This window comes from Campylobacter lari subsp. lari, assembly GCF_013372185.1.
In the GTDB taxonomy this organism is placed as follows: domain Bacteria; phylum Campylobacterota; class Campylobacteria; order Campylobacterales; family Campylobacteraceae; genus Campylobacter_D; species Campylobacter_D lari.
Genome location: NZ_CP053830.1, coordinates 91,559 through 112,243 on the forward strand (window position 1 = coordinate 91,559; position 20,685 = coordinate 112,243).

The 20,685-nt window shown below is 30.7% G+C and carries 23 protein-coding genes; 15 read left to right on the forward strand and 8 right to left on the reverse strand.

The features are described 5' to 3' along the window. Positions 1 to 41 precede the first annotated feature (41 nt). The gene (gene flgE / locus CLLT_RS00545; protein WP_074692199.1) at positions 42 to 2,516 is read left to right on the forward strand and encodes a flagellar hook protein FlgE; all 2,475 of its coding nucleotides are present in this window, start codon (positions 42 to 44) and stop codon (positions 2,514 to 2,516) included. A 167-nt stretch (positions 2,517 to 2,683) separates the two neighbouring features. Here flgE and CLLT_RS00550 read toward each other — a convergent pair whose 3' ends face one another. Both CLLT_RS00550 and CLLT_RS00555 read right to left on the reverse strand, forming a co-directional pair. Next, positions 2,684 to 3,265 (reverse strand): ATPase, encoded by a 582-nt coding sequence (locus CLLT_RS00550; protein ID WP_012660859.1) that lies wholly within the window; start codon positions 3,263 to 3,265, stop codon positions 2,684 to 2,686. A 128-nt stretch (positions 3,266 to 3,393) separates the two neighbouring features. Continuing rightward, the gene (locus CLLT_RS00555; protein ID WP_074692197.1) at positions 3,394 to 4,635 is read right to left on the reverse strand and encodes a multidrug effflux MFS transporter; all 1,242 of its coding nucleotides are present in this window, start codon (positions 4,633 to 4,635) and stop codon (positions 3,394 to 3,396) included. 122 nt (positions 4,636 to 4,757) lie between these two features. On the opposite strand from CLLT_RS00555, the gene CLLT_RS00560 reads away from it, so the two are divergent. The 12 genes from CLLT_RS00560 to CLLT_RS00615 are packed head-to-tail and all read left to right on the forward strand — an operon-like array spanning position 4,758 to position 14,763. Beyond that, on the forward strand, positions 4,758 to 5,027 hold the full coding sequence (locus tag CLLT_RS00560) for a NifU family protein (RefSeq protein ID WP_041570315.1): 270 nt from the start codon (positions 4,758 to 4,760) through the stop codon (positions 5,025 to 5,027). Next, positions 5,014 to 5,553, forward strand: coding sequence for a hypothetical protein (locus CLLT_RS00565; protein ID WP_012660862.1), 540 nt, complete (start codon positions 5,014 to 5,016; stop codon positions 5,551 to 5,553). The genes CLLT_RS00560 and CLLT_RS00565 overlap by 14 nt, the downstream gene beginning before the upstream one ends. Continuing rightward, positions 5,537 to 6,820 carry a UDP-N-acetylmuramoyl-L-alanyl-D-glutamate--2,6-diaminopimelate ligase gene (locus tag CLLT_RS00570; RefSeq protein WP_074692194.1) on the forward strand — a complete coding sequence of 428 codons (1,284 nt, stop codon included), beginning with the start codon at positions 5,537 to 5,539 and terminating at the stop codon, positions 6,818 to 6,820. Before CLLT_RS00565 ends, CLLT_RS00570 begins: the two co-directional genes overlap by 17 nt. Continuing rightward, on the forward strand, positions 6,821 to 7,126 hold the full coding sequence (locus CLLT_RS00575) for a YbaB/EbfC family nucleoid-associated protein (protein ID WP_039667857.1): 306 nt from the start codon (positions 6,821 to 6,823) through the stop codon (positions 7,124 to 7,126). It abuts the gene before it with no gap. Continuing rightward, positions 7,123 to 8,202: a DUF7488 domain-containing protein gene (locus tag CLLT_RS00580; RefSeq protein WP_074692191.1), complete on the forward strand. Its 1,080-nt coding sequence runs from the start codon at positions 7,123 to 7,125 to the stop codon at positions 8,200 to 8,202. Before CLLT_RS00575 ends, CLLT_RS00580 begins: the two co-directional genes overlap by 4 nt. After that, a complete protein-coding gene (locus CLLT_RS00585) occupies positions 8,202 to 9,047 on the forward strand; it encodes a polyprenyl synthetase family protein (RefSeq protein ID WP_074692299.1) in 846 nt (281 codons plus the stop codon). The genes CLLT_RS00580 and CLLT_RS00585 overlap by 1 nt, the downstream gene beginning before the upstream one ends. Before the next feature lie 3 nt (positions 9,048 to 9,050). Further along, positions 9,051 to 10,955 (forward strand): transketolase, encoded by a 1,905-nt coding sequence (gene tkt, locus CLLT_RS00590; RefSeq protein WP_074692189.1) that lies wholly within the window; start codon positions 9,051 to 9,053, stop codon positions 10,953 to 10,955. A gap of 1 nt (position 10,956) precedes the next feature. Next, complete coding sequence (locus CLLT_RS00595; protein WP_370510397.1) at positions 10,957 to 12,057, forward strand: MlaE family lipid ABC transporter permease subunit; 1,101 nt, start codon at positions 10,957 to 10,959, stop codon at positions 12,055 to 12,057. Continuing rightward, a complete protein-coding gene (locus CLLT_RS00600) occupies positions 12,054 to 12,776 on the forward strand; it encodes an ABC transporter ATP-binding protein (RefSeq protein WP_074692183.1) in 723 nt (240 codons plus the stop codon). The genes CLLT_RS00595 and CLLT_RS00600 overlap by 4 nt, the downstream gene beginning before the upstream one ends. Further along, positions 12,776 to 13,603: an MlaD family protein gene (locus tag CLLT_RS00605; protein ID WP_074692180.1), complete on the forward strand. Its 828-nt coding sequence runs from the start codon at positions 12,776 to 12,778 to the stop codon at positions 13,601 to 13,603. The genes CLLT_RS00600 and CLLT_RS00605 overlap by 1 nt, the downstream gene beginning before the upstream one ends. Before the next feature lies 1 nt (position 13,604). Next, complete coding sequence (locus CLLT_RS00610) at positions 13,605 to 14,198, forward strand: ABC-type transport auxiliary lipoprotein family protein (protein ID WP_074692177.1); 594 nt, start codon at positions 13,605 to 13,607, stop codon at positions 14,196 to 14,198. A 43-nt stretch (positions 14,199 to 14,241) separates the two neighbouring features. Continuing rightward, positions 14,242 to 14,763, forward strand: coding sequence for a flagellar FLiS export co-chaperone (locus tag CLLT_RS00615; RefSeq protein WP_074692175.1), 522 nt, complete (start codon positions 14,242 to 14,244; stop codon positions 14,761 to 14,763). Between the two features lie 31 nt (positions 14,764 to 14,794). Here the strand turns inward: CLLT_RS00615 and CLLT_RS00620 are convergent, their stop codons facing one another. Then, positions 14,795 to 15,334, reverse strand: coding sequence for a superoxide dismutase family protein (locus CLLT_RS00620; RefSeq protein WP_074692172.1), 540 nt, complete (start codon positions 15,332 to 15,334; stop codon positions 14,795 to 14,797). A 102-nt stretch (positions 15,335 to 15,436) separates the two neighbouring features. On the opposite strand from CLLT_RS00620, the gene CLLT_RS00625 reads away from it, so the two are divergent. Both CLLT_RS00625 and CLLT_RS00630 read left to right on the forward strand, forming a co-directional pair. Next, positions 15,437 to 16,315: a helix-turn-helix domain-containing protein gene (locus CLLT_RS00625; RefSeq protein ID WP_012660874.1), complete on the forward strand. Its 879-nt coding sequence runs from the start codon at positions 15,437 to 15,439 to the stop codon at positions 16,313 to 16,315. A 65-nt stretch (positions 16,316 to 16,380) separates the two neighbouring features. Beyond that, the gene (locus CLLT_RS00630) at positions 16,381 to 17,217 is read left to right on the forward strand and encodes an NHL repeat-containing protein (protein ID WP_074692169.1); all 837 of its coding nucleotides are present in this window, start codon (positions 16,381 to 16,383) and stop codon (positions 17,215 to 17,217) included. Positions 17,218 to 17,237: 20 nt separating this feature from the next. Here the strand turns inward: CLLT_RS00630 and CLLT_RS00635 are convergent, their stop codons facing one another. Genes CLLT_RS00635 through CLLT_RS00655 form a run of 5 tightly spaced genes read right to left on the reverse strand, consistent with a single transcriptional unit; the run spans position 17,238 to position 20,644 of the window. Continuing rightward, positions 17,238 to 17,495 carry a TFIIB-type zinc ribbon-containing protein gene (locus CLLT_RS00635; protein WP_012660876.1) on the reverse strand — a complete coding sequence of 86 codons (258 nt, stop codon included), beginning with the start codon at positions 17,493 to 17,495 and terminating at the stop codon, positions 17,238 to 17,240. Between the two features lie 49 nt (positions 17,496 to 17,544). Then, a complete protein-coding gene (gene ung, locus CLLT_RS00640) occupies positions 17,545 to 18,234 on the reverse strand; it encodes a uracil-DNA glycosylase (protein WP_012660877.1) in 690 nt (229 codons plus the stop codon). A gap of 8 nt (positions 18,235 to 18,242) precedes the next feature. Further along, entirely contained in the window at positions 18,243 to 19,550 is a 1,308-nt protein-coding gene (locus CLLT_RS00645; RefSeq protein ID WP_012660878.1) for a sensor histidine kinase, read from the reverse strand. Further along, a complete protein-coding gene (locus CLLT_RS00650; protein ID WP_074692167.1) occupies positions 19,540 to 20,226 on the reverse strand; it encodes a response regulator transcription factor in 687 nt (228 codons plus the stop codon). The genes CLLT_RS00645 and CLLT_RS00650 overlap by 11 nt, the downstream gene beginning before the upstream one ends. A 1-nt stretch (position 20,227) precedes the next feature. Further along, the gene (locus CLLT_RS00655; RefSeq protein ID WP_074692164.1) at positions 20,228 to 20,644 is read right to left on the reverse strand and encodes a DUF1104 domain-containing protein; all 417 of its coding nucleotides are present in this window, start codon (positions 20,642 to 20,644) and stop codon (positions 20,228 to 20,230) included. Positions 20,645 to 20,685 lie beyond the last annotated feature (41 nt).

A 20,685-nucleotide genomic window follows, 5' to 3' on the forward strand; every position in this document is an offset into this window, starting at 1 on the left:
GTGAGATATTCACAAAGCAATATTTTTTAAAGGATTTAATTATGATGAGATCTCTTTGGGCTGGAGTTTCAGGACTTCAAGCGCACCAATACGCAATGGATGTAGAAGGTAACAACATAGCAAATGTTAATACATTTGGTTTTAAATATTCTCGTGCGGATTTCTCAACGCTTATGAGTCAAACTTCTAAGATAGCTACAGCTCCAGATGGTAATTTAGGTGGTAAAAACCCTATGCAAGTTGGACTTGGTGCAGGTGTAAATTCTACTACAAGAATTCACTCTCAAGGTAATATACAAACTACAGATAAAAACACCGATATGGCTATTAATGGTGATGGATTTTTCATCGTTTCAAATGATGGTGGTACTACTCAGTATTATACTCGTGCAGGGGACTTTAAAACAGATGCAGTAGGAAATTTCGTAGATAATAACGGCTATACCGTTCAAGGCTGGAATTATAATCAAGAAACAGGTCAAATCGACTCTTCAAAATCAGTAACAGATATAGTCATCCCACCAGGTATGAGTATGCCAGCTAAACCAAGTACTATAGTAAGTCTTACTGCTAATCTTGATAGTGGAAATTCTTTAGGTGCTAATGCTTCTGCTAAAAGACCTATTTATGCACTAGATTCTACTCATGGTAGAAGAGAGGACACTGGAACGGCTATAGATGAAAATGATACAGGTCATACTGAGTTTTATACTACTTCAAAAACTGGAGCCCAAGTCACCGAAAAAGGTGTAGATATGGGCGTAGTGTTTAATGCTCAAGGTGAAGGTTTAAACTTAAGAGATGGTCAAGGTATATGGGTAAGTTATGCGGATGCTAAGCATCAAAGTAATATAAAAATGGATGGGAATTTACCTACAGATAGATCTCAATTTACTCCAAATACAAATTATACTTTTTGGGGATTTAAAGATGGAGACCAAACATATCCAGCTACATTAGATATTACAATAAATGGTGTAAATATAAAAGCAGAAGGTGTGGGACAAGAAACTTTCATCAATGCTATCAATGCTAAGACAGCTGAAACTGGAGTAGTGGCTTCTATAGTAGATGGTAAAATTACATTTACAAATGATAATAGTACAGGAACTACAGCCAAATCCAAAAATTTAAATATTACTATAAATCCTGATGGTACTACAGCTGGCGCTCAGGTTACTACAAGAGGAACTGATGTGTCAACTGGTGGAGATATAGCAGGACTTTTAGTTGGAAGAGGTACAGCTGATAGAGCTTGGCTTGGAACACAAGATGGACAACCTAATGGTCAAGTTAAAACGAATATTCAAGTTATAACAGCACATGAATATATTTATAGTTCTAGTAGTGTAGATATAGGTGCAAATCCAAATCCTAATGCGGCTACACAAGCTGAAGCTAATATGCCTCAACCTACTGGTCAGAGAACTTTTCACACAACCGAAGATTTAAGAGAGCTTTTGCAAAGAGATGCTAGATGGGCGGTTGATTATGATGGCGATGGGACTATAGAAAATTGGGCAAATGCAGCTGGTACACAAGGCTCTAAACAAGATGCGAATGCAGCTGTAGAAGTAGTAGTGGAAAGTGATGGTAGATTTAAAATCACAAATCCAAAAACAACAGAATCCAAAGACATGACTTTTAAAGTTACAGGCTATTCTAATGAGGCAAATAAAATCGCAACTAACGATAAATTCACAGCGATGTTTAGTGCCTTAGATGGAAATTTCAACGCAGGTAATAATGAAAAATATTCTCAAGATATGTACTTATCAGCTCATACTGCTAGTATAGAAATTTTTGACTCATTAGGAACTAGACATGAGCTAACTGTGCAATTTACTAAGCAGACTAAAACAGCAGATGGTGGGGCTGAATGGTCTATCATCATTTCAGTGCCTGAACCTGCAGAGATAAATTTTAGTGGTGATGGCGCACCTGGAAATATAGTAGTAGGAAATTTAAGATTTGGCAATGATGGCTCGCTTCAAAGCTATACGCCAAATGTATTAAACTTCACCGGAAATAACGGCTCAAAACCTGATCAAGTGGTAAAACTTGACTTTGGTACAACAGGTGGTTTTGATGGCTTAACAAGTTATGATAAAGACTCAGCTACCACTAAACAAGAAACAGATGGTTACACAGGGGGTAATCTAAAGCCAGATGCATTAAGAACTGATGAGAATGGTTATATCTACGGAGAATTTACAAATGGTAAAACTTTGGCTCTAGCTAAGGTTGCCTTGGCTTCTTTCCCAAATAATATGGGTCTTGAAGAAATGGGTAATAACCTTTTCAAAGCAACAGCAAACTCAGGAACACCTACTATAGGCCATGCTGGTGAAGGTGGTAGAGGGGGCTTAAAAGGCTCAGCCATAGAAATGTCGAATGTGGATTTAAGCCGTGCATTAACAGAGCTTATCGTAATCCAAAGGGGTTATCAAGCAAACTCAAAAACGATTACCACAAGCGATCAGCTTTTAAATACTTTGCTTCAATTAAAACAATAATCTTAACCCAAGGTTTTAAAAACCTTGGGATCAAGCTTTACAAGGTTATTAAGGTAACTTTGTAATACTTGATAGCCTTGAAGCCTTCAATCTATTGCTAACTCACTTCTTTCTTGCCTTAAGAAGTGAGTAGCATGATTTGCATATCGACAAAAGAAAATGAAAATTTATAAATTTTGGCTTTTAAAATTTATCATTAGTGGTTCTAGCCATTTGGTAGTTTCAAATACTTCTAGCTTGTTGTTTTTAAATTCTAAGAGTTTTTTATAATTTTGAGTATTGTCAAAAACAGTAATGTGATTACAAAATTTAGCAACGATGTTAAAATTTTGTAAAGACTCATAATATCTTTTTTCTATGAGTTCTTCTTTTATATCATGCCCGCCTTTAGCTACGCGAATTTTAACTCTTTGTTTTGCTGTGTTTGGAGAGTCTAGTCCGATGTAGTAAAGATTTATAGTGTAAGAATTTTTTTGTAGCTTTTTGAATAAAGATAAAATGCTAGTGCCACAAAGTGTGGTTTCTTGGTTAAAATCATAAGCTTTTTTAATATAGTTTTCACGCATTTTAATGGCTATCCTTGAAGCTCTAAATTGATCTTCTTGATTTTTCCAATCTCCAAAGCTACTTACGATTTCATCGATGTTGATTCTAAGTCCAAAGTCTTTGTTTTTTTCAAGTTCATTATAATATAAGGTAGTTTTTCCACATCCATTAACACCTGCAAAAATAGTAGCTATTTTTTTCATTAATAAAGCCTTTATTGATTGATGAGAAATTTTAACATAAATTGTTTATAAGTGTTTTGAAAATAAATATAAAGTTTTTTGAAAAAGGTTCGATATAGTCAGTGAATCTTTTCAAAAATATTGCTTAATTAAGCGTGAGAAATCACGCTTAACTTCTTTTTGATTTTATTTAACTTTCTTTTATTAATCAAACTCAGATAAGAAATCAAAGATAAAAACGCACAAGTTCCTAAAATAAGTGATAAAAATATAGGTGTATTAGCATTTAAAAGACTTACTAAAAATGCCATTACTCCTGCCATAGCAAATTGTGCTGCACCTAAGAGTGCTGAAGCGCTACCTGCATTTTGTTTTGATCTTGCCATGGCTAAGGTTGTGGTATTTGGCAGGATAAAACCCAAACTTGCTATGATAAAACACAAAGGAATTTCAAAAGCCCAAAAACCTAGCTCAAAAGTTGCACCCAAAATGAGTAAAAAAGTTAAAAAAGTAATCACCATAAGCGCTCTAGGGAGTATATAATAAGGAGAAAATCTAAGGACTAATCTTGCATTGATATTTGCACATATAACAAAGCTTAGAGCATGAGCTCCAAAAAGGGCTGCATATTGTTGCTCGCTTAATCCAAAAACGCGTGTAAAAACAAAAGATGAGCCGGTTAAATAAGCAAAAAATCCCGCAAAAATTAAATTCCCACAAAGCAAATACACTACAAAACGACGATCTTTTAAGATGTTTTTGTAACTTTTTGCAACTTCTTTGTGATTAAATTTCTTACCTTGGGTGTTGAGGTTGCTTTCTTTTAGAGCAAAAATAATAAGCAAAAATAAAATAAAACCCAAGATAAATAATGTCAAAAATATACTACGCCAAGAAAAAAACTCAAGCAAAATCCCACCAAAAGTAGGAGAGAGCATAGGTGCTAAAGAAGTAAAAACCATCATCAAAGCATAAACCCCTGCTGCTTCTTTAAGCTCAAAAACATCATTTACTATAGCTCTTGCTACGACTACGCCCACACAACCTCCCAAAGCTTCAAAAAAACGCAAAGCTATAAAAGCATGAATAGAATCAACTAAAACACAAGCAATACTTGAAGAAATAAAAAGAAAAAGTCCTATATATAAAGGTTTTTTTCTGCCATATACATCACTTAATGGCCCATAAAAAAGCTGACCCAAAGAAAAGGCTATAAAAAAACTTGCAAGGGAAAGTTGAGTGTAAAAAGAATTGGTTTGAAAGCTTTTTTCTACTTCGTTTAAAGCAGGTAAATACATATCAGTTGAAAGTGGTGCTATGGCAGATAAAAAGCCTAGTATGAAAATGAGTTTGAGTTTTTCAAAACCTTTTATTTGAGTGCATTTTTGCATACAAAATCCTAAAATATTTTTATCATTGTATAGCAAAAAGTCTAAAATAAACAATAATTTACATTTTTTAAAGGCAAATAAGATAAAATTAAACTAAAAATAATCAAGGAAAAGTTATGAATATGCCTTTTAGTGATGAGGAATTAATCGAACCTGTAAAAGCAAGTTTGGCTAAAACTATGCATATTTTAGAAAATGATGGTGGAGGACTTGATTTTTTAGGGGTTAAAAATGGTGTGGTTTATGTGAAATTAACCGGAGCTTGTCATGGCTGTCCTTCAAGTGGAACTACCTTAAAATATGGCTTAGAAAAACAGCTTAAAATCGACATACACCCAGATATAACTATAGTAAATTTAGCAGGTGGGGAAAGCGAATTTGCAAAATTATAAAAAAATAGCCATAGAATGTTTTTATAAAAAAGATTTTAAAAATGCTAAAATGTACTTTTCTCTTGCGTATGAAAAGCGTAAAAATAAAAGACTTTTAACCTTTATCAATATTTGTGATTTAGCTTTAAAAAGCCCTGAAGAAGCCTTTGTATTTTTTGAGTTTTTTATGCAAAATTATAAAAATACTAAAGTAGATAAAGACTTAGAAAAACTCATTAATCTTAGTCAAAGTGTGCAGTTTGAAGAAGAAAGTGAAGACTTTGAGGGTTTGAGTTATCAAGATTTTTTACTAAGTGAAGCAAAAGTTGGGTTTAAACAAGCCTTGGAAAATGTTATAATATCAAATAAACTTATCATTAATGATAAAGAAGATTTTGTGGATTTTTTAGAAAAACTTTTAGAACATGGTTATAAAGATATGCTTGTTGCCTATATGGAAGATGTTTCGGTGCATTTTTATTCTAATTATAGATTTATCAAGCTTAGCGAGAAAATCAAGGAATTAAATTATGATAGTAAAGATTGAAAATACTTTCATTTGTGATAATTCTAAGGAATGCGAAAAAGATTGTTTTTTCTTAAAAACTTCTCAAAATGAAAAATTTACTCATCAAGCTTTAGAAAAACAAGCAAAAATTATAAGCATAGCTGAGTGTAAAAGTCTTTTAAATATAGATGAAAATATCAAAATCATAGGCATTACAGGGACAAATGGTAAAACAACCACAGCAGGTGCTATTTATTCTATCTTGCTTGATTTGGGTTATAAATGTGCTCTAATGGGTACAAGGGGTAGTTTTATAAATGATAAAAATATCACCCCAAAAGGCTTAACCACTGCGCCAATTTTACAAACCTTAGAAATTTTATCCTTAGCAAGTGAGCAAAAATGTGAGTTTTTAATCATGGAAGTAAGCTCGCACGCTTTAGTACAAAATCGCATAGAAGGGCTGAAATTTAGTGCTAAGATTTTTACAAATCTTACTCAAGATCATTTAGATTTTCACGGGAGTTTTCAAAATTATCAAGCAGCTAAAGAAAGTTTTTTTACTGATGAGTGTATGAAATTTATCAACAAAGATGCAAACGCTATCGCATTTAATGTAAAAAATTCTTTTTCTTATGGCATAGAAAATCCAAGTTATTATCACATTAAAGCTTATGCTTTGAAAAATGGCATAGAAGCTGTGGTAAATTTTGGTAAAAACAATTTTACTATAGAATCATCTTTAGTTGGACTTTTTAATCTTTATAATCTTTTAGCTGCAAGTGCTTGTGTGAATGAACTTGTTAAGCCAAATTTAAAAGAGCTTGAAAAGGCTATTAGCAATTTTGGTGGCATAGAAGGTAGAATGCAAGTGGTTGCAAAAGATGTGATTGTAGATTTTGCTCATACACCTGATGGCATAGAAAAAGTGCTTGATGCTTTAAAATATAAGAATTTAATTGTAGTTTTTGGAGCAGGGGGTAATAGAGATAAAACTAAGCGTCCTTTAATGGCAAAAATTGCTAAACATTATGCTAAAAAACTCATCATCACAAGCGATAATCCTCGCTTTGAAGAACCAATGGATATCATAAATGATATTTTAAGTGGTATAGAAAAAGATGAAAGTATTTTTATAGAATGCGATAGAAAAAAAGCGATTAAAAAAGCTTTAGAATTTAAAAATGATGATGATTTTGTCGTGATTTTGGGTAAGGGTGATGAGACTTATCAAGAGATCAAGGGTGTAAAATATCCTTTTAATGATAAAGAAGTAGTTTTAGAGATTTTAAAAGAAGGAAAATAAATGTTTGAAAATATGGATTTTTCAAAAATGGGCGAGCTTTTAACTAAGGCTCAAGAAAAAGCAAATGAATTAGAACAAGAAGCTTTAAAAAAAGAATTTAGCGCAAAAAGTGGCGGTGGTTTAGTGAAAGTTAGTGCTAATGGAAAAGGCGAAATTATAGATATTAACATTGATGATTCTTTGTTAGAAGATAAAGAGTCTATGCAAATTTTACTAATAGCAGCGATTAATGATGTGATGAAAATGGTAGAACAAAATAAAAAATCAATGGCTAGTAATTTATTTAGCGGAATGGGAATGCTATGAAAATTTTACTTTGTATTTTGGGTGTAGTTTGCACACTTTTTGCTGTGCCAAGACCGACTTTTAATGATTTTTTGGGTTGTTATGAAAAAAATAAAGCTAGTATGTTAATTTATGAGGGCTTACCTGCCTTTGTTTTAAATGAAAATACTTTAGCAGTAGTTAAAACTAAAAACGCAAAATTAAACAGCTATACTAAATATGATCCATTCTTAAATTTGTATTTAGTAAAAACTGATTTTAGTTTAATTCCTGCTCCTATGGGCGATGAAGAAGAATTAACACGCAATAGCTGGGTGGGAATTTTAGATAATAATCAAAGCTATATAGGACATTTAAAGTATTTTGGACAAAGTTTAACAGAGCGCGATCAGCTTGATTTTACTTCTAAAATCGGAGAGCTTAATTCTCCATGTTGTAAAATGCTTGGTATAAGCTTAGAAGATGGCAAACTTATAGGTAATCGCTACTTAAAACACTTTGCAAAATATCCTGATGTTTATTGGGGTGATATAGGTGTAGATTTTGAAATTCGTGATGGCAAAATTTATGTAAAAAATGTACGCAAAAATGGACAATTTTTACTTAATGATGAGCTTGTGAGTGTAGATGGGCAAGTTTATGATGATATAAGAAAGTTAAACGAGAAAATTTTATTTGCTGATCGTGGTGCAACTTTGTATTTTAATATGCTAAGAGATAATAAAGATGTAAATATTTCTACGACAGTTTTTGATAAAGATTTGGGCATATTTGCTAAACCTAAAAAAGTAGTTCAAGCTAAGCCAACTTCTTTTTATAGTAATCTAGGATTACGCGTAGATATGAAAATGAATGTTACAGAGGTAACTCCAAATTCTAAAGCGCAAATGGCTGGATTTTTAAAAGGGGATAAGATTTTAAGAATTAATAATCAAAAAATCAACAATTTCAATGAACTTCAAGCTATATTAGCTCAAGCTAATTCTTTTGATATTTTAGTTTCAAGACAAGCAAGTAATATGCCATCAGCACAAAATAACGAACTTGAGCAAATAAAACGAGGGTATTTTGACTTTTTTATAAGGCTTACTAAGTGATCTTAGAAAAATTTAAACAGCATTTAGAGCAAAATTTTCCTAGTATTCAAAGCTTTCATCCTTTTTTTAATGAGGCTTTAAAATGGATGTTAGAAGCTGGTGGGAAGCATTTTAGAGCCCAACTTCTTTTGGGTATAGTAAATGCTAAAAATCCTGCCTTATTTAGCAAGGCTTTAAATGCAGCTTTGGCTTTGGAATTTATCCACACTTACTCTTTGATACACGATGATTTACCTGCTATGGATAATGCTTCTTTGCGCAGAGGCAAGCAAACCTTGCATAAAAAATACGATGAAACCACTGCTATTTTAGTAGGTGATGCACTAAATACTCAAGCTTTTTTACTGCTTTCAAAACTTGATTTAAAAGAAAATGTAAGGTTAAAACTCATAGAAACCCTAGCCTTTAATGCAGGGCTTGGCGGTATGATCATTGGTCAGGCGATTGATTGTTATTTTGAAGATATACCTTTAAATTTAGAACAAGTTGAGTTTTTGCACATTCATAAAACTGCAAGATTAATCGCAGCGGCTTTAAAAATGGGTTGTGAAATTTGTGAGTTAGATGAAAAAGAATGCGAGCAAATTTATGATATAGGGCTTTTAATAGGCTTAATTTTTCAAATTAAAGATGATATCATCGATGCGACTTTAGATACCCAAGAAGCAGGTAAGCCAACTCATAATGATTTACATAAAAATTCTTTCATAAATCTTTTGGGCTTAGAAGGTGCTAAAAAGGCTAAAGATGATAAAATTGCATTATGCGAAGAAAAGATAAAAAATTTAGACTCTAAGCTTGCTAATGAGCTTCAAATTTTAATTGATAAATATTTAAAAGGTTAAACAATGTTACAAAAACAAGCCAACACTATAAGATTTTTATGTGCGGATATGATACAAAAGGCAAATTCAGGCCATCCAGGCGCACCTATGGGTTTAGCAGATATTATGAGTGTTTTAAGTACTCATTTAGTACATAATCCAAAAGATCCCACATGGTTAAACCGCGATAGATTAGTCTTTTCGGGGGGTCACGCAAGTGCTTTGCTTTATAGTTTTTTACATTTGAGTGGTTATGATATAAGTTTAGAAGATTTAAAAAACTTCCGTCAATTACACTCTAAAACCCCTGGACATCCTGAAATTTTTACCTCAGGTGTTGAAATAGCTACAGGGCCTTTAGGGCAAGGTGTGGCAAATGCAGTTGGTTTTGCAATGGCAGCTAAAAAAGCAAGCTTGCTTTTGGGTGAGGATATTATCAATCATAAAGTGTATTGTTTGTGTGGTGATGGAGATTTGCAAGAGGGAATTTCATATGAAGCTTGCTCTTTAGTTGGGCTTCATAAGCTTGATAATTTAATCATCATTTATGATAGTAATAATATTTCAATCGAAGGTGATGTGGCTATTGCTTTTAATGAAAATGTAAAAGAGCGTTTTAGGGCTCAAAATTTTGAAGTACTTGAGATAGATGGGCATGATTTTGAGCAAATTGATTTAGCGCTTAAAACAGCTAAGCAAAGTCAAAAGCCTTGTCTTATCATCGCTCATACTAAGATAGCAAAAGGAGCCTTAGAACTTGAGGGAAGTCATCATTCTCATGGGGCACCTTTGGGTGAAGAGCTTATAAAAAAAGCAAAAGAAGCTTTGGGTTTTGATCCGCAAAAAACTTTTGAAATTCCAGAAGATGTTAAAATTCGCTTTAGCGGAGCAATAGAACTTGGAGATTTAGCGCAAGCTAAATGGAATCAAAAAGTGCAAAATTTAGATGAGAGCAAAAAGGCTTTATTGAAAGAATTATTAGAGCCTGATTTTAGCAAGATTAATTTTCCAGATTTTAAAGGAAAAGATTTAGCTACTAGAGATAGCAATGGTATGATTTTAAATGCTATCGCTAAAGCCTTACCAGGATTTTTAGGTGGAAGTGCGGATTTAGGACCATCAAATAAAACTGAACTAAAAGATATGGGTGATTTTCCAAATGGTAAAAATATCCACTATGGCATAAGAGAGCATGCAATGGCTGCTATATCAAATGCTTTTGCAAGATATGGTTTGTTTTTGCCTTATTGTGCAACATTTTTTATATTTAGTGAGTATTTAAAGCCTGCTGCAAGAATAGCTGCATTAATGAAAATCAAACATTTTTTCATCTTTACTCACGATAGCATAGGGGTTGGTGAAGATGGGCCAACTCATCAACCTATAGAACAACTTAGCACCTTTAGAGCTATGCCAAATTCATTGACATTTAGAGTGGCTGATGGGGTTGAAAATGTGAAAGCGTGGCAAATAGCACTTAAAACTAATATGCCTAGTGTTTTTGTTTTATCGCGTCAAAAATTAAGCGCTTTAAATGAGCCTGTTTTTGGAGATGTTTTAAATGGAGCTTATTTACTAGAAGAAAATGAAAATGCAAATTTCACGCTTTTAGCAAGTGGTAGTGAAGTAGCATTGTGTGTAAAAACTGCAAAAATTTTAAAAGAAAAAGGCGTGAGTGTTAATGTAGTTTCTATGCCTTGTTATGAATTGTTTATCAAGCAAGAAAAATCTTACAAAGATAGAATTTTACAAGGTAAGGTTATAGGGGTAGAAGCTGCAAATTCTAATGAACTTTATAGATTTTGTGATGAGCTTTATGGCATAGAAAGTTTTGGGGAAAGCGGTAAAGATAAAGATGTGTTTGAGCATTTTGGCTTTAGCGAGGAAAAATTAAGCTCATATATTTTAAGTTTATGTAATGAAAAATAAAATCATCAAAGATGTTAAAAATCAAGAATGCATTTTTAGTGTCTTTGGTATATGGGATAAAACTAGTGTAGGAAAATTGGAAAAATTAGATTTTCCTACTCAAAAAAATATTATTTTTGATTTTACAAATTTAGATTTTATAGATACTGCTGGGATTAGGTATTTTCTAGCTTTAGAAAATGAGTTAAAACAAAAAGGTTTTGAGCTTAGCAGGGTAAATCTTAAAAGCGAGCATGCTAAACTTTTTGAACTTTGTCAAAAACATTACAAAAGCTTTTGTGATTCTTATGAAGATAAAAAAACAATCAAAGATTTTTTTGAAAATTTAGGAAAAAAGGTTGTTGAATCTTTTACACTTTTGGTGCAGTTTTTAAATTTCATAGGGCTTATTATAGCAACTTGTTTTAATACTTTATTTCACTTAAAAAAATTACGCTTTAGAGCATTTTTATATCATGTAGAAAATAGCGCCATTAATGCTTTACCAATCATAATGCTTACATCTTTGCTCGTGGGTGTTGTTTTAGCTTATCAAGCTGCTTATCAGCTTGCCCAATTTGGAGCAAATATTTATATAGTTGATTTAATGGGAATTTCAGCTACTAGGGAGCTTGCGCCATTAATTAGCGCTATAGTTATAGCTGGTAGGAGTGCGAGTTCTTATACAGCTCAAATTGGAGTGATGAAGCTTACAGATGAAATTGATGCTATGAAAACTATGGGTTTTAAAGAGAGTGAATTTATCATTTTGCCTAGGGTTTTAGCTTTAACTTTAGCTATGCCTTTTGTGGTGATAGTAGCTGATATTTTAAGTGTATTGGGTGGAATTTTAGTTGCTTGGATGAGTTTAGAAATAAATGTAAGTGAATTTATGAGCCGTTTTAAAGAAGCAGTGGAGTTAAAACATATCATCATAGGACTTATAAAGGCGCCTATTTTTGGATTTTTGATTGCTTCCATTGCTTGTTTTAGGGGATTTTTTGTGCAAAAAACAACTGAAAGTATAGGAATTTACACTACAAAAAGCGTTGTAAATGCTATATTTTGGGTGATAGCTTTTGATGCAATTTTTTCTGTATTTTTAACAAAGGCTGGAATTTGATTATAAAAGCTAGAGGGATTAGTACTTATTTTGGTGCAAAATGCGTGCATAAAAATATAAATTTTGATATAAAAGAAAATGAAATTTTTGGCGTATTAGGTGGAAGTGGTAGCGGAAAATCTGTGCTTTTAAGGCAAATGCTTTTGTTAGAGCATTTTGATGATGGTGAGTATGAAATTTTAGGAAAAAAGCTAAGAGGGATTAGCGATGATGATGCTTTGTTTTTACAAAAACAATGGGGTGTTGTTTTTCAATATGGAGCATTATTTAGTTTTTTTAATATACTTGAAAATATTAGCATACCTTTAAATGAATACACAAAATTAAATAAAAACGATATCAAAGAAATAGCCATGATGAAGCTTAAAATGGTAGGGCTTGATGAAAGTGCTGCTAAGCTTTATCCTAGCGAAATAAGTGGTGGTATGAAAAAAAGGGTGGCTATAGCTAGGGCTTTAGCACTTGATTCTAAATTGCTTTTTTTAGATGAGCCAACTTCAGGGCTTGATCCTTATAGTTCAAGAGAATTTGATGAGTTGCTTTTGAGCTTAAAACATAGTTTTAATTTGTGCGTGATATTAGTTACCCACGATCAAGAAAGCATGAAGAAAGTTTTAGATAGATTTTTGATCATAGATAATAAACAAATTGGCTTTTTAGGAACTATGGATGAATTAAAAGTGCAAAATACAAATTTATATGAGAGGTTTATGAGTTAATGGAAAATAGGGCAAATTATATTTTAATTGGAATTTTTGTATTTATATTATTTTTTATCAGTTTGTTTTTTGTGGTTTGGTATGGAAATTTAAAAGATGAAAAAACTTTTAAGTATTATGAAATTTTTATGGAAGAATCAGTAGCAGGACTTAGCGTTAAAGCTCCGGTTAAATTTTTGGGTGTTGATGTAGGAAGTGTTGAAAAAATAGGCATTGATACTAAAGGATCAAATTTTAGAGTAAAAATTTTGGTTAAACTTGATTCTGAATTAATCATCAAAACAGATACTTATGCAAGCTTGCAAATTCAAGGCATAACAGGATTTAAATTTATACAACTTTCAGGAGGCAGCGAAAAGGCTCCTGCTTTAAAAGCATATAATGAAGAATATCCAATTATCCCATCAAAAGAAAGTTTTTTCGCAAGTCTTGATAAACAAACTACAAATATCATAGAATTAATTTCTAGCTCTAAAGAAAAATTAGATAAGCTCTTTAGTGATAAAAATTTAAATAATATAGAGCGTATTTTACAAAATACATCCGAGTTTTCTGCGTATTTAAATACCAAGGCGCCAGTATTTTTAGAAAATTTAAATAAAACAAGTTCTAAACTTGGTAAAAGTTCAGATGATTTTTCAAATTTTTTAAATAATGCTAATGGCCAACTTAACGAGCTTAATAAAAGCAGGATACTTTTAAATGAAAATTTAGATATTTTAAGAGTTTTGTTTTTAGATTTTACGCAATTATTAAAAAATTTAAAGCAAAATCCTTCAGATGTAATTTATAAAGACAAAGCCATTCAATATGCTCCAGGAGAATAAAATGAAATTTTTATATATTAGTTTAATAGCCATTTTTTTTAGTGCTTGTTCTTTGGTTAGTCCAAGTCAAACTTTGCCTGCAAATAAATATTTTAGTATTAATTTAGAAAAGCTAGAACAAAGTCAAAATAAAATGAAAAATTCTACTATCATAGTTTCTTTACCTAAGGGCTTATCTTATACTAATGAAATTTTTTATAAAAAAGATCATGTTGTTAATGCTTATGCTTATCATTTTTGGAAAGAAAATCCTGCTTTGATGATTAAAACTTTTTTGGAATTTCATTTGCAAGATTTGGGGGTATTTAAAGCGGTTTTAAACCAAGATAGTCTAGCTAGCGCTGATTATGTTTTAGAGAGCAAAGTAGATATATTAGAGCAAGATTTTAGCGATGAGATGTATTCTAAAATAAAATTAGGCATTAATTTAAATTTGGTGCAAATAAATACTAAAAAACTTATAGCAAGTAAGTATTTTTACTATGAAAAAGAATTAAATGACAATAATCCTCAAATTTTAATCCAAAATTATGATGAGGTTTTTTTGCTTTTTGCTAAAGATTTTAGAGTTTGGATAGATCAAAATTTGGAATAAAAAATGCTTTCCTTAGTTGTAGCAATAACAAGGAAGGTGTATTATGAGAGATGAATTAGAAATCTTGCAAAAGCATTTAGGACAAGTAGGTTCAAGTATAGATGGTGCGAATTTAAAGCATCAAACACAAAAATTTAGCGAAGATATCACTGATGCAAATGATTTTGTCGGTGCTTTACAAATTTTAGATTCTTCGTTGAAAAAAATTTTAAAACTTTTAGAAGATAAAAATTATGAAGATGTGCAAGATAAAGTATTAATTGCAAGTGAAAGTTTAAAGATAGTAGATAATTGCTCGTTTTTAGGTAATGCTTTATTTGATAATAATTATAATGTAAATGTAGGCTCAAAGGCTTTTGCTTTTGAAATTTACAATCCTTTAAAAATTTTAGAAACCAGTGATTATGAAGGTATGAAAGCTTATATAATAGATAAAAGAGAAGAAATAGCTTCTATGCTTAGCGAACTTGCAGTAGCTATTGCTACTTATAGTCCTAGCCAAAGTTTTGGCGGATCAAGTCATGATTTTATGAATGATTTAGATTTTACTAAGCTTTTTAAATAATACTAAAGGCAAAAAGCCTTTAGTATGTGTATTACTTAATAACTCCACAAGCCATTCTAGCGCCACCACCGCCAAGTGCTGCAGGATGATCGCTATGATTATCTCCTCCAAAATGTATCATTAAAGAATGATTTTTAAGCTCATCAAGAGTTTTGATTTTTGGTGCTAATACAGGATTAGTCGCTTTGCCATCTTTGTCTACATAAAGTGGTGGTAAATCACCTCTGTGACCTTTATCATCCCATGGACTTGAGTGTGCGTCAGTTTTTTCAGGATCCCAGTGACCACCAGCTTTCATACCTAAACCCTTATCAGTTGCTCCACAATCAGCGTTTGCATGAACATGAAAACCATGAATTCCACTTTCTAAACCTTGAAGATTTGGGTAAAACGCTACTCCATAAGGAGTTTGCACCGCTACCACTTCACCTGCATTTTTATTGGTATTTTTATCAAGAATTTCCATTTTGATAACTAAATGATCTTTTTGTGTTTTTGGATCAAAATTTTCTAAATTTGCCCCAATTAAAAAGCTTGATGCTAGCAAAGAGCCTATAATTATTTTTTTCATTTTTTCTCCTTTTGTTAAAATTATTTTATTGTAACATATATTATTAATGAAAAATTATTTTTTATAAAATATAATAATCAAAAAACTTATAAAAAGGTTTTAATGTTAGTTTTTCCAAAAGATTTTGAAAAAGTGAGTCAAAAAGTTTTACATAATTCTTTATTTTCTTTGTGTTATTATCAAAAACAACTATCAAGCGATATAAATCAAGAAGTGGTATTTAAAGACTATGCTTTGGTTTTTATATTAGAAGGTTCTAAAAGTATTTATACTATTGATAATCATTTTAAGGCAAACAAAGATGAAATTATTTTTTTTACAAAAAACTCTTTTTCCATTAGAGATTATTTAAATGAAGCAAATATATATAAATCTGTTATTTTGTGCTTTAAAGAAAGTATTTTAATAGAACTTGTTTTTAAATATCAAGATTTAATTTCTACATTAAACTCTTTGGAATATTCCAAGAGCTTATTTAGTTTAAAATCAGATTTAATAACTAAAAGTATTTTTCAATCTTTTTTACCTTGCATAGGCGCTTCTAAAAACGGTGAATTTTTACTAAGATTAAAATTTGAAGAATTATTTTTGTCTTTATTATACAGCGAAGACAATGCAGAATTTCTTGCTTTTTTAAAAGCCATTTTAAGTGGTTTTAAATTAGATCTTTATCAGATGTTTGCATATTGTAAAAATGATTTTGAAAATGTAGCTTCTATGGCTAAATTTAGCAAAATGGATATTGCTAGTTTTAGTCGAAATTTCAAGCAAAGTTTTGGGATTAGTCCTAAAGAGTGGCTTGATAATAAGCGCTTTGAGAAGGCTAAATTTTTATTAGAATTTTCCACTAAAAATATTACTCAAATTTGTCATGAGCTTGGATTTAATTCTCCTGCTTGGTTTATAGCAAGATACAAAAAAAGATATGGTATTACTCCAAAACAAGAGCAAAAATCAAAAAACTTATATTTTTTATCCTAAAAGTGATAGATTTTATTTTAAATTTTTACTAGAATTTTTGAATAAAATTTAAGAAAGGTAACAATATGAAAAAAAGTATCTTAACTTTAGCTTTGTTTGCATTTTGTAGCGCAAATGCTTTAGAGCTTCAAGAATTTAAAGGTTTTGCACATCCTGAAAGTGTGTATGTAGATGAAAGCGTTGTTTATGTGTCTAATGTAGGAAAAGAATTAGCTCCATTAAACAAAGATAACGATGGCTTTATCTCAAAATTAGATAAAAATGGAAAAGTTATAGAACTAGAATTTATCAAAAATCTTAATGCTCCAAAAGGCATGTCTAAAATAGCTGATGTTTTGTATGTGGTGGATATTGATATTTTATATGGCTTTGATGTAAAAAGCAAAAAAGAAATTTTCAAACTTCCTATAAAAAATGCAGTATTTTTAAATGATATAGCAATTTTAGATAATGATACATTGTTAGTGAGTGATACAGGCACAGGATATATCCATAAAGTATTTTTAAAAGATAAAAAATACGAAAACTTCATCCATTTAGATTCAAAATACGGCGGTCCTAATGGTTTGCTGGTAGAAAAAAATACTTTATTTGTAGCAGGTTATGATCCAAGTGATAAAGCAGGTGGAAAAATCATCAGCATTGATTTAAATACAAAGAAAATTCAAGAATTAAGCAAAAAAATAGAACAATTTGATGGTATTGTATATGATAAAGATAAAAATCTTTTAGTATCAAGCTGGGGTAAAAATCTTCAAGGATATATTTATACTCTAAAAGATAATAAAGAGATAAAACTAGATCTAAGCCCTATAAAAGGCCCTGCGGATATGTTTTTTGATGGGGAGTATTTATGGGTGCCAAAAATGGCAGAGAATGCCTTAATCAAAGTAAAATTATAAAAACTTTTAAGCCTTTTGGCTTAAAAGTCAAATAATTCTCCAAGCCAACTTTCTTTTTTCTTGTATTTATAACCATTGTTATGATGATAGTTTGCTTGTTGGTTGTAATTTTGTTGATGAGATTGTTGTGGCGCGCTTTGAGGCGTACTTCTTTCTATGATTTTATCAAGTTCACCGCGATCAAGCCAAACACCACGACATTTTGGACAATAATCAATCTCAACTCCATTTCTTTCACTCATTAATAAATCAGTATTTATGCAAACTGGGCAATTCATATTTTATCCTTTATAAAAAATTTCATAAAGTATATAGATTTAAAGTAAATTATAAGTTTAAGTTCCAATCAATAGGACTTTTGCCAAGTTTTAATAAAATTTCATTGCTTTTTGAAAAATGTTTGCAACCTAAAAAAGCATTCCTTGCTAAAGGCGATGGATGTGCTGCTTCTAGGATAAAGTGTTTTTGAGGGTTGATTAAAACTTTTTTGTTTTTAGCATAATTTCCCCAAAGCAAAAACACTAATCCCTCTTTTTCATCGCTAAGTTTTGATATAACTGCATCGGTAAATTTTTGCCAGCCAAAATGTGCATGTGAAGCAGGTTTGTTGGCTTCTACACTTAAAATAGAATTTAAGAGTAAAACCCCTTGTTTAGCCCATTTACTTAAATCACCATGTTTTGCCATAGGAATGTTTAAATCATTTTGTAATTCTTTGTAGATATTAAGTAAAGATGGGGGAATTTTAACTCCCATTGGTACGCTAAAGCTTAAACCCATAGCTTGATGAGGGTTGTGGTAGGGATCTTGTCCTAAAAGTATGATTTTTAAATCCTGTAAAGGAGCTAGGTTAAATGCATTAAAGATTAAATTTGCTGGTGGATATATAGTTTTTCCTTCGTTTAAGGCGTTAATATAATGAGTTTTTATCTCTAAAAAATAAGGTTTTAAAAACTCATCTTTTAAAAATTCTTTCCAAGTTTGTTCTATTTTTATTTTTTCTAAACAAATATCCATTTTTATCCTTACCAAGAAAGTATAAACTCACTTCCTTCATTTTCTTTGCTTAAAACTTTAATGTTGATATTGTTTTTATCAGCTATTTGCTTAACCAAGTTTAAACCTATGCCAAAGCCACCTTGATCTTGATTAAAGCGTTTGTAGCGTGTAAAAATTTGAGCTATTTCTTTAGCACTCATACCTTGACCCTCATCTTTAATACTAAGTATTTTTTCTTTTAAGCAAATATAGATTTTTTTATGAGCATTGGTGTATTTTATAGCATTATTTAAAAGATTATCGATTAAAATTTGCATTTCTTCTTTATTAGCATAAAAGTTTTGCTCCAAAAGATTTTTTTCAATGATGAGGTTTTTTTGTGTGATTAAAGTTTCAAAGTATTCTAGTCTTTGTTCTAAAAGCTCTTTTAAATTGATATCTTCTTTGATATTTTCTTTTTGTAAGAAAAAATTTAAGGCTATGAGATTTTGATAGATATGGTTTAAATTTTTACTTGCTAGCTTGATATGGTTTAACTTTTTTATATTATTTGGATTTAAATTTGTATCATCAAATTTTTTAATACTAGCTAAAATAACACTTAAAGGCGTATTAATTTCGTGCGTAGTGTCTTTGATGAAATCATTAAGCGCTTTAAATTGCTCTTTGATATTTTTAAAGACAAGCAAGATGAGTATATAAGCAACCACAGCAAGCAACAAAATACATATAAGAGTATAAAAAATGGTTTTTAATTTTAATTTCCAAAGTTCATTGGAAAAATCGTTGATGTCTAGATTATTATAATTATCTTTGCGGTATTGTTCTTTTTTAAAACCAAGATCATCAGTTTCTATAATGATATGAATATTTTTATGTCTTAAAAAATGAGAATGGCGTCTCGGTTTTTTTAGATTGCTTATGTCTATATAGGTGTTGAGATTTCTAATCCTTGAAAAATCTATAAATAATCTTTTGTTTTCATTGTAAATAAAATCATTTTTTTTAAGTTGTGTTAATATTTTTAAAGCATCGAAGGTTAAATTACTAAAAACAACTTGGTTATTTATAATAATGGCAAATTGAGTGTTGAGTCTTTTGGATATATAGGAAAAATCTTCTTGATTTAAATATGTTCTATCGTGTCTTGCTTCGATGATATTTTGCAAAATATAATTATAGTGAGTATATGAATGTGTTATTTGATTTAATCGTATATAGTTTGCTTCTTTTTGATAAAAAGTGATAAAAAAAATCGTTAGAAACACACCACTTGTGATGATGTAAAGGGCTAAAATTTTAAAAATAGTATTATTAAAATTTTCACTTTTCATTTTCTAGCCTTATGGCATAGCCTATGTTTCTTTGGTTGATGATTAAATCTTTGCCAAGAATTTTTCTTAAATTTTTTACATAAACTCTAAGACTCATAATCACAGGTTCTTCATCCAAACTCCAAATTTCATCAAAAATGGTTTCTATGCTTACAAAATGTGGACGTTTTTTTAAAAGCAAGACTAAAAGCTCTTTTTCTTTGTTGGTAAGATTGATGATTGTTTTGTCTTGATAAAGAGTTTTATTAAGTGGATCAAAAGAAATATTTTTTGAGGAGTTAAGCAAAATCAAATCTTCTTTTTGGTGGCTAAAATTTCTTTTAATGATATTTTTTACACGGATAATTAATTCATCTATGTCAAAAGGCTTTTTAATATAATCATCACAACCTGACAAAAATCCTTGTTTTACATCATCAAGCATGGATAAAGAAGTTAAAAATATAGCAGGAGTATTTTTACCACTTTCTCTTAATTCTTTTAAAACTTCAAAGCCATTGCCTTTTGGAACTTTAACGTCAAAAATCCAAAGATCAAAAATTTCTTCATAAGCTTTTTCTAGTGCCTCTTGTGCATCATATACACAAGAGACTTTAAAGCCTTCATCGCTTAAGGCTTCATTTATAATTTCATTTAAACTTAAATCATCTTCTAAGAGCAGAATTTTTGCTGCCATTTTATCTCATCGGACAATTTGCATGGTGTGCTTTGAAACCATGATAATTTTTGTGCGAATGGGCGTTGTTGTAATGGTGCAAATTTAACTCTCTTATTTCTTTGCCGCTCATTTCATCGGTTAGTTTTTGCATATCTTCTTGAACGATAACTCTTCTTTGGCTTCTTTCTTGAGTAGAGAGTTTAGAGATATTTTCGTGTAAATTAGCTTTAAATTGTTGATGAAAATTTCTCGCATCTTTGTATTTCATTTCATTCATTCTTTTTTTCATCTCAATAACTAAATCAGCTTGATCTTGTGCTTTTACACTTTTTGCAAGATTTAAAATCTCATCATTGCTTTTTTTAGAAAAATCAGCTCCTAAGGCAAATGAAGCAGCCAAAGAACCCACGATAAATAAACTTACAATTTTTTTCATTGTTTCTCCTTTAAATTAATGATGAGAAATTATAAAAACTC

Coding starts and splice junctions, on each gene's coding strand:
- CLLT_RS00620 (WP_074692172.1), bottom strand. CDS start 15,334: ATGAAAAAAATAATTATAGGCTCTTTGCTAGCATCAAGCTTTTTAATT.
- CLLT_RS00635 (WP_012660876.1), bottom strand. CDS start 17,495: ATGAATTGCCCAGTTTGCATAAATACTGATTTATTAATGAGTGAAAGA.
- CLLT_RS00570 (WP_074692194.1), top strand. CDS start 5,537: ATGATAGTAAAGATTGAAAATACTTTCATTTGTGATAATTCTAAGGAA.
- CLLT_RS00625 (WP_012660874.1), top strand. CDS start 15,437: ATGTTAGTTTTTCCAAAAGATTTTGAAAAAGTGAGTCAAAAAGTTTTA.
- CLLT_RS00630 (WP_074692169.1), top strand. CDS start 16,381: ATGAAAAAAAGTATCTTAACTTTAGCTTTGTTTGCATTTTGTAGCGCA.
- flgE (WP_074692199.1), top strand. CDS start 42: ATGATGAGATCTCTTTGGGCTGGAGTTTCAGGACTTCAAGCGCACCAA.
- CLLT_RS00605 (WP_074692180.1), top strand. CDS start 12,776: ATGGAAAATAGGGCAAATTATATTTTAATTGGAATTTTTGTATTTATA.
- CLLT_RS00560 (WP_041570315.1), top strand. CDS start 4,758: ATGCCTTTTAGTGATGAGGAATTAATCGAACCTGTAAAAGCAAGTTTG.
- CLLT_RS00575 (WP_039667857.1), top strand. CDS start 6,821: ATGTTTGAAAATATGGATTTTTCAAAAATGGGCGAGCTTTTAACTAAG.
- tkt (WP_074692189.1), top strand. CDS start 9,051: ATGTTACAAAAACAAGCCAACACTATAAGATTTTTATGTGCGGATATG.
- CLLT_RS00645 (WP_012660878.1), bottom strand. CDS start 19,550: ATGAAAAGTGAAAATTTTAATAATACTATTTTTAAAATTTTAGCCCTT.
- CLLT_RS00555 (WP_074692197.1), bottom strand. CDS start 4,635: ATGCAAAAATGCACTCAAATAAAAGGTTTTGAAAAACTCAAACTCATT.
- CLLT_RS00610 (WP_074692177.1), top strand. CDS start 13,605: ATGAAATTTTTATATATTAGTTTAATAGCCATTTTTTTTAGTGCTTGT.
- CLLT_RS00580 (WP_074692191.1), top strand. CDS start 7,123: ATGAAAATTTTACTTTGTATTTTGGGTGTAGTTTGCACACTTTTTGCT.
- CLLT_RS00650 (WP_074692167.1), bottom strand. CDS start 20,226: ATGGCAGCAAAAATTCTGCTCTTAGAAGATGATTTAAGTTTAAATGAA.
- CLLT_RS00615 (WP_074692175.1), top strand. CDS start 14,242: ATGAGAGATGAATTAGAAATCTTGCAAAAGCATTTAGGACAAGTAGGT.
- CLLT_RS00655 (WP_074692164.1), bottom strand. CDS start 20,644: ATGAAAAAAATTGTAAGTTTATTTATCGTGGGTTCTTTGGCTGCTTCA.
- CLLT_RS00550 (WP_012660859.1), bottom strand. CDS start 3,265: ATGAAAAAAATAGCTACTATTTTTGCAGGTGTTAATGGATGTGGAAAA.
- ung (WP_012660877.1), bottom strand. CDS start 18,234: ATGGATATTTGTTTAGAAAAAATAAAAATAGAACAAACTTGGAAAGAA.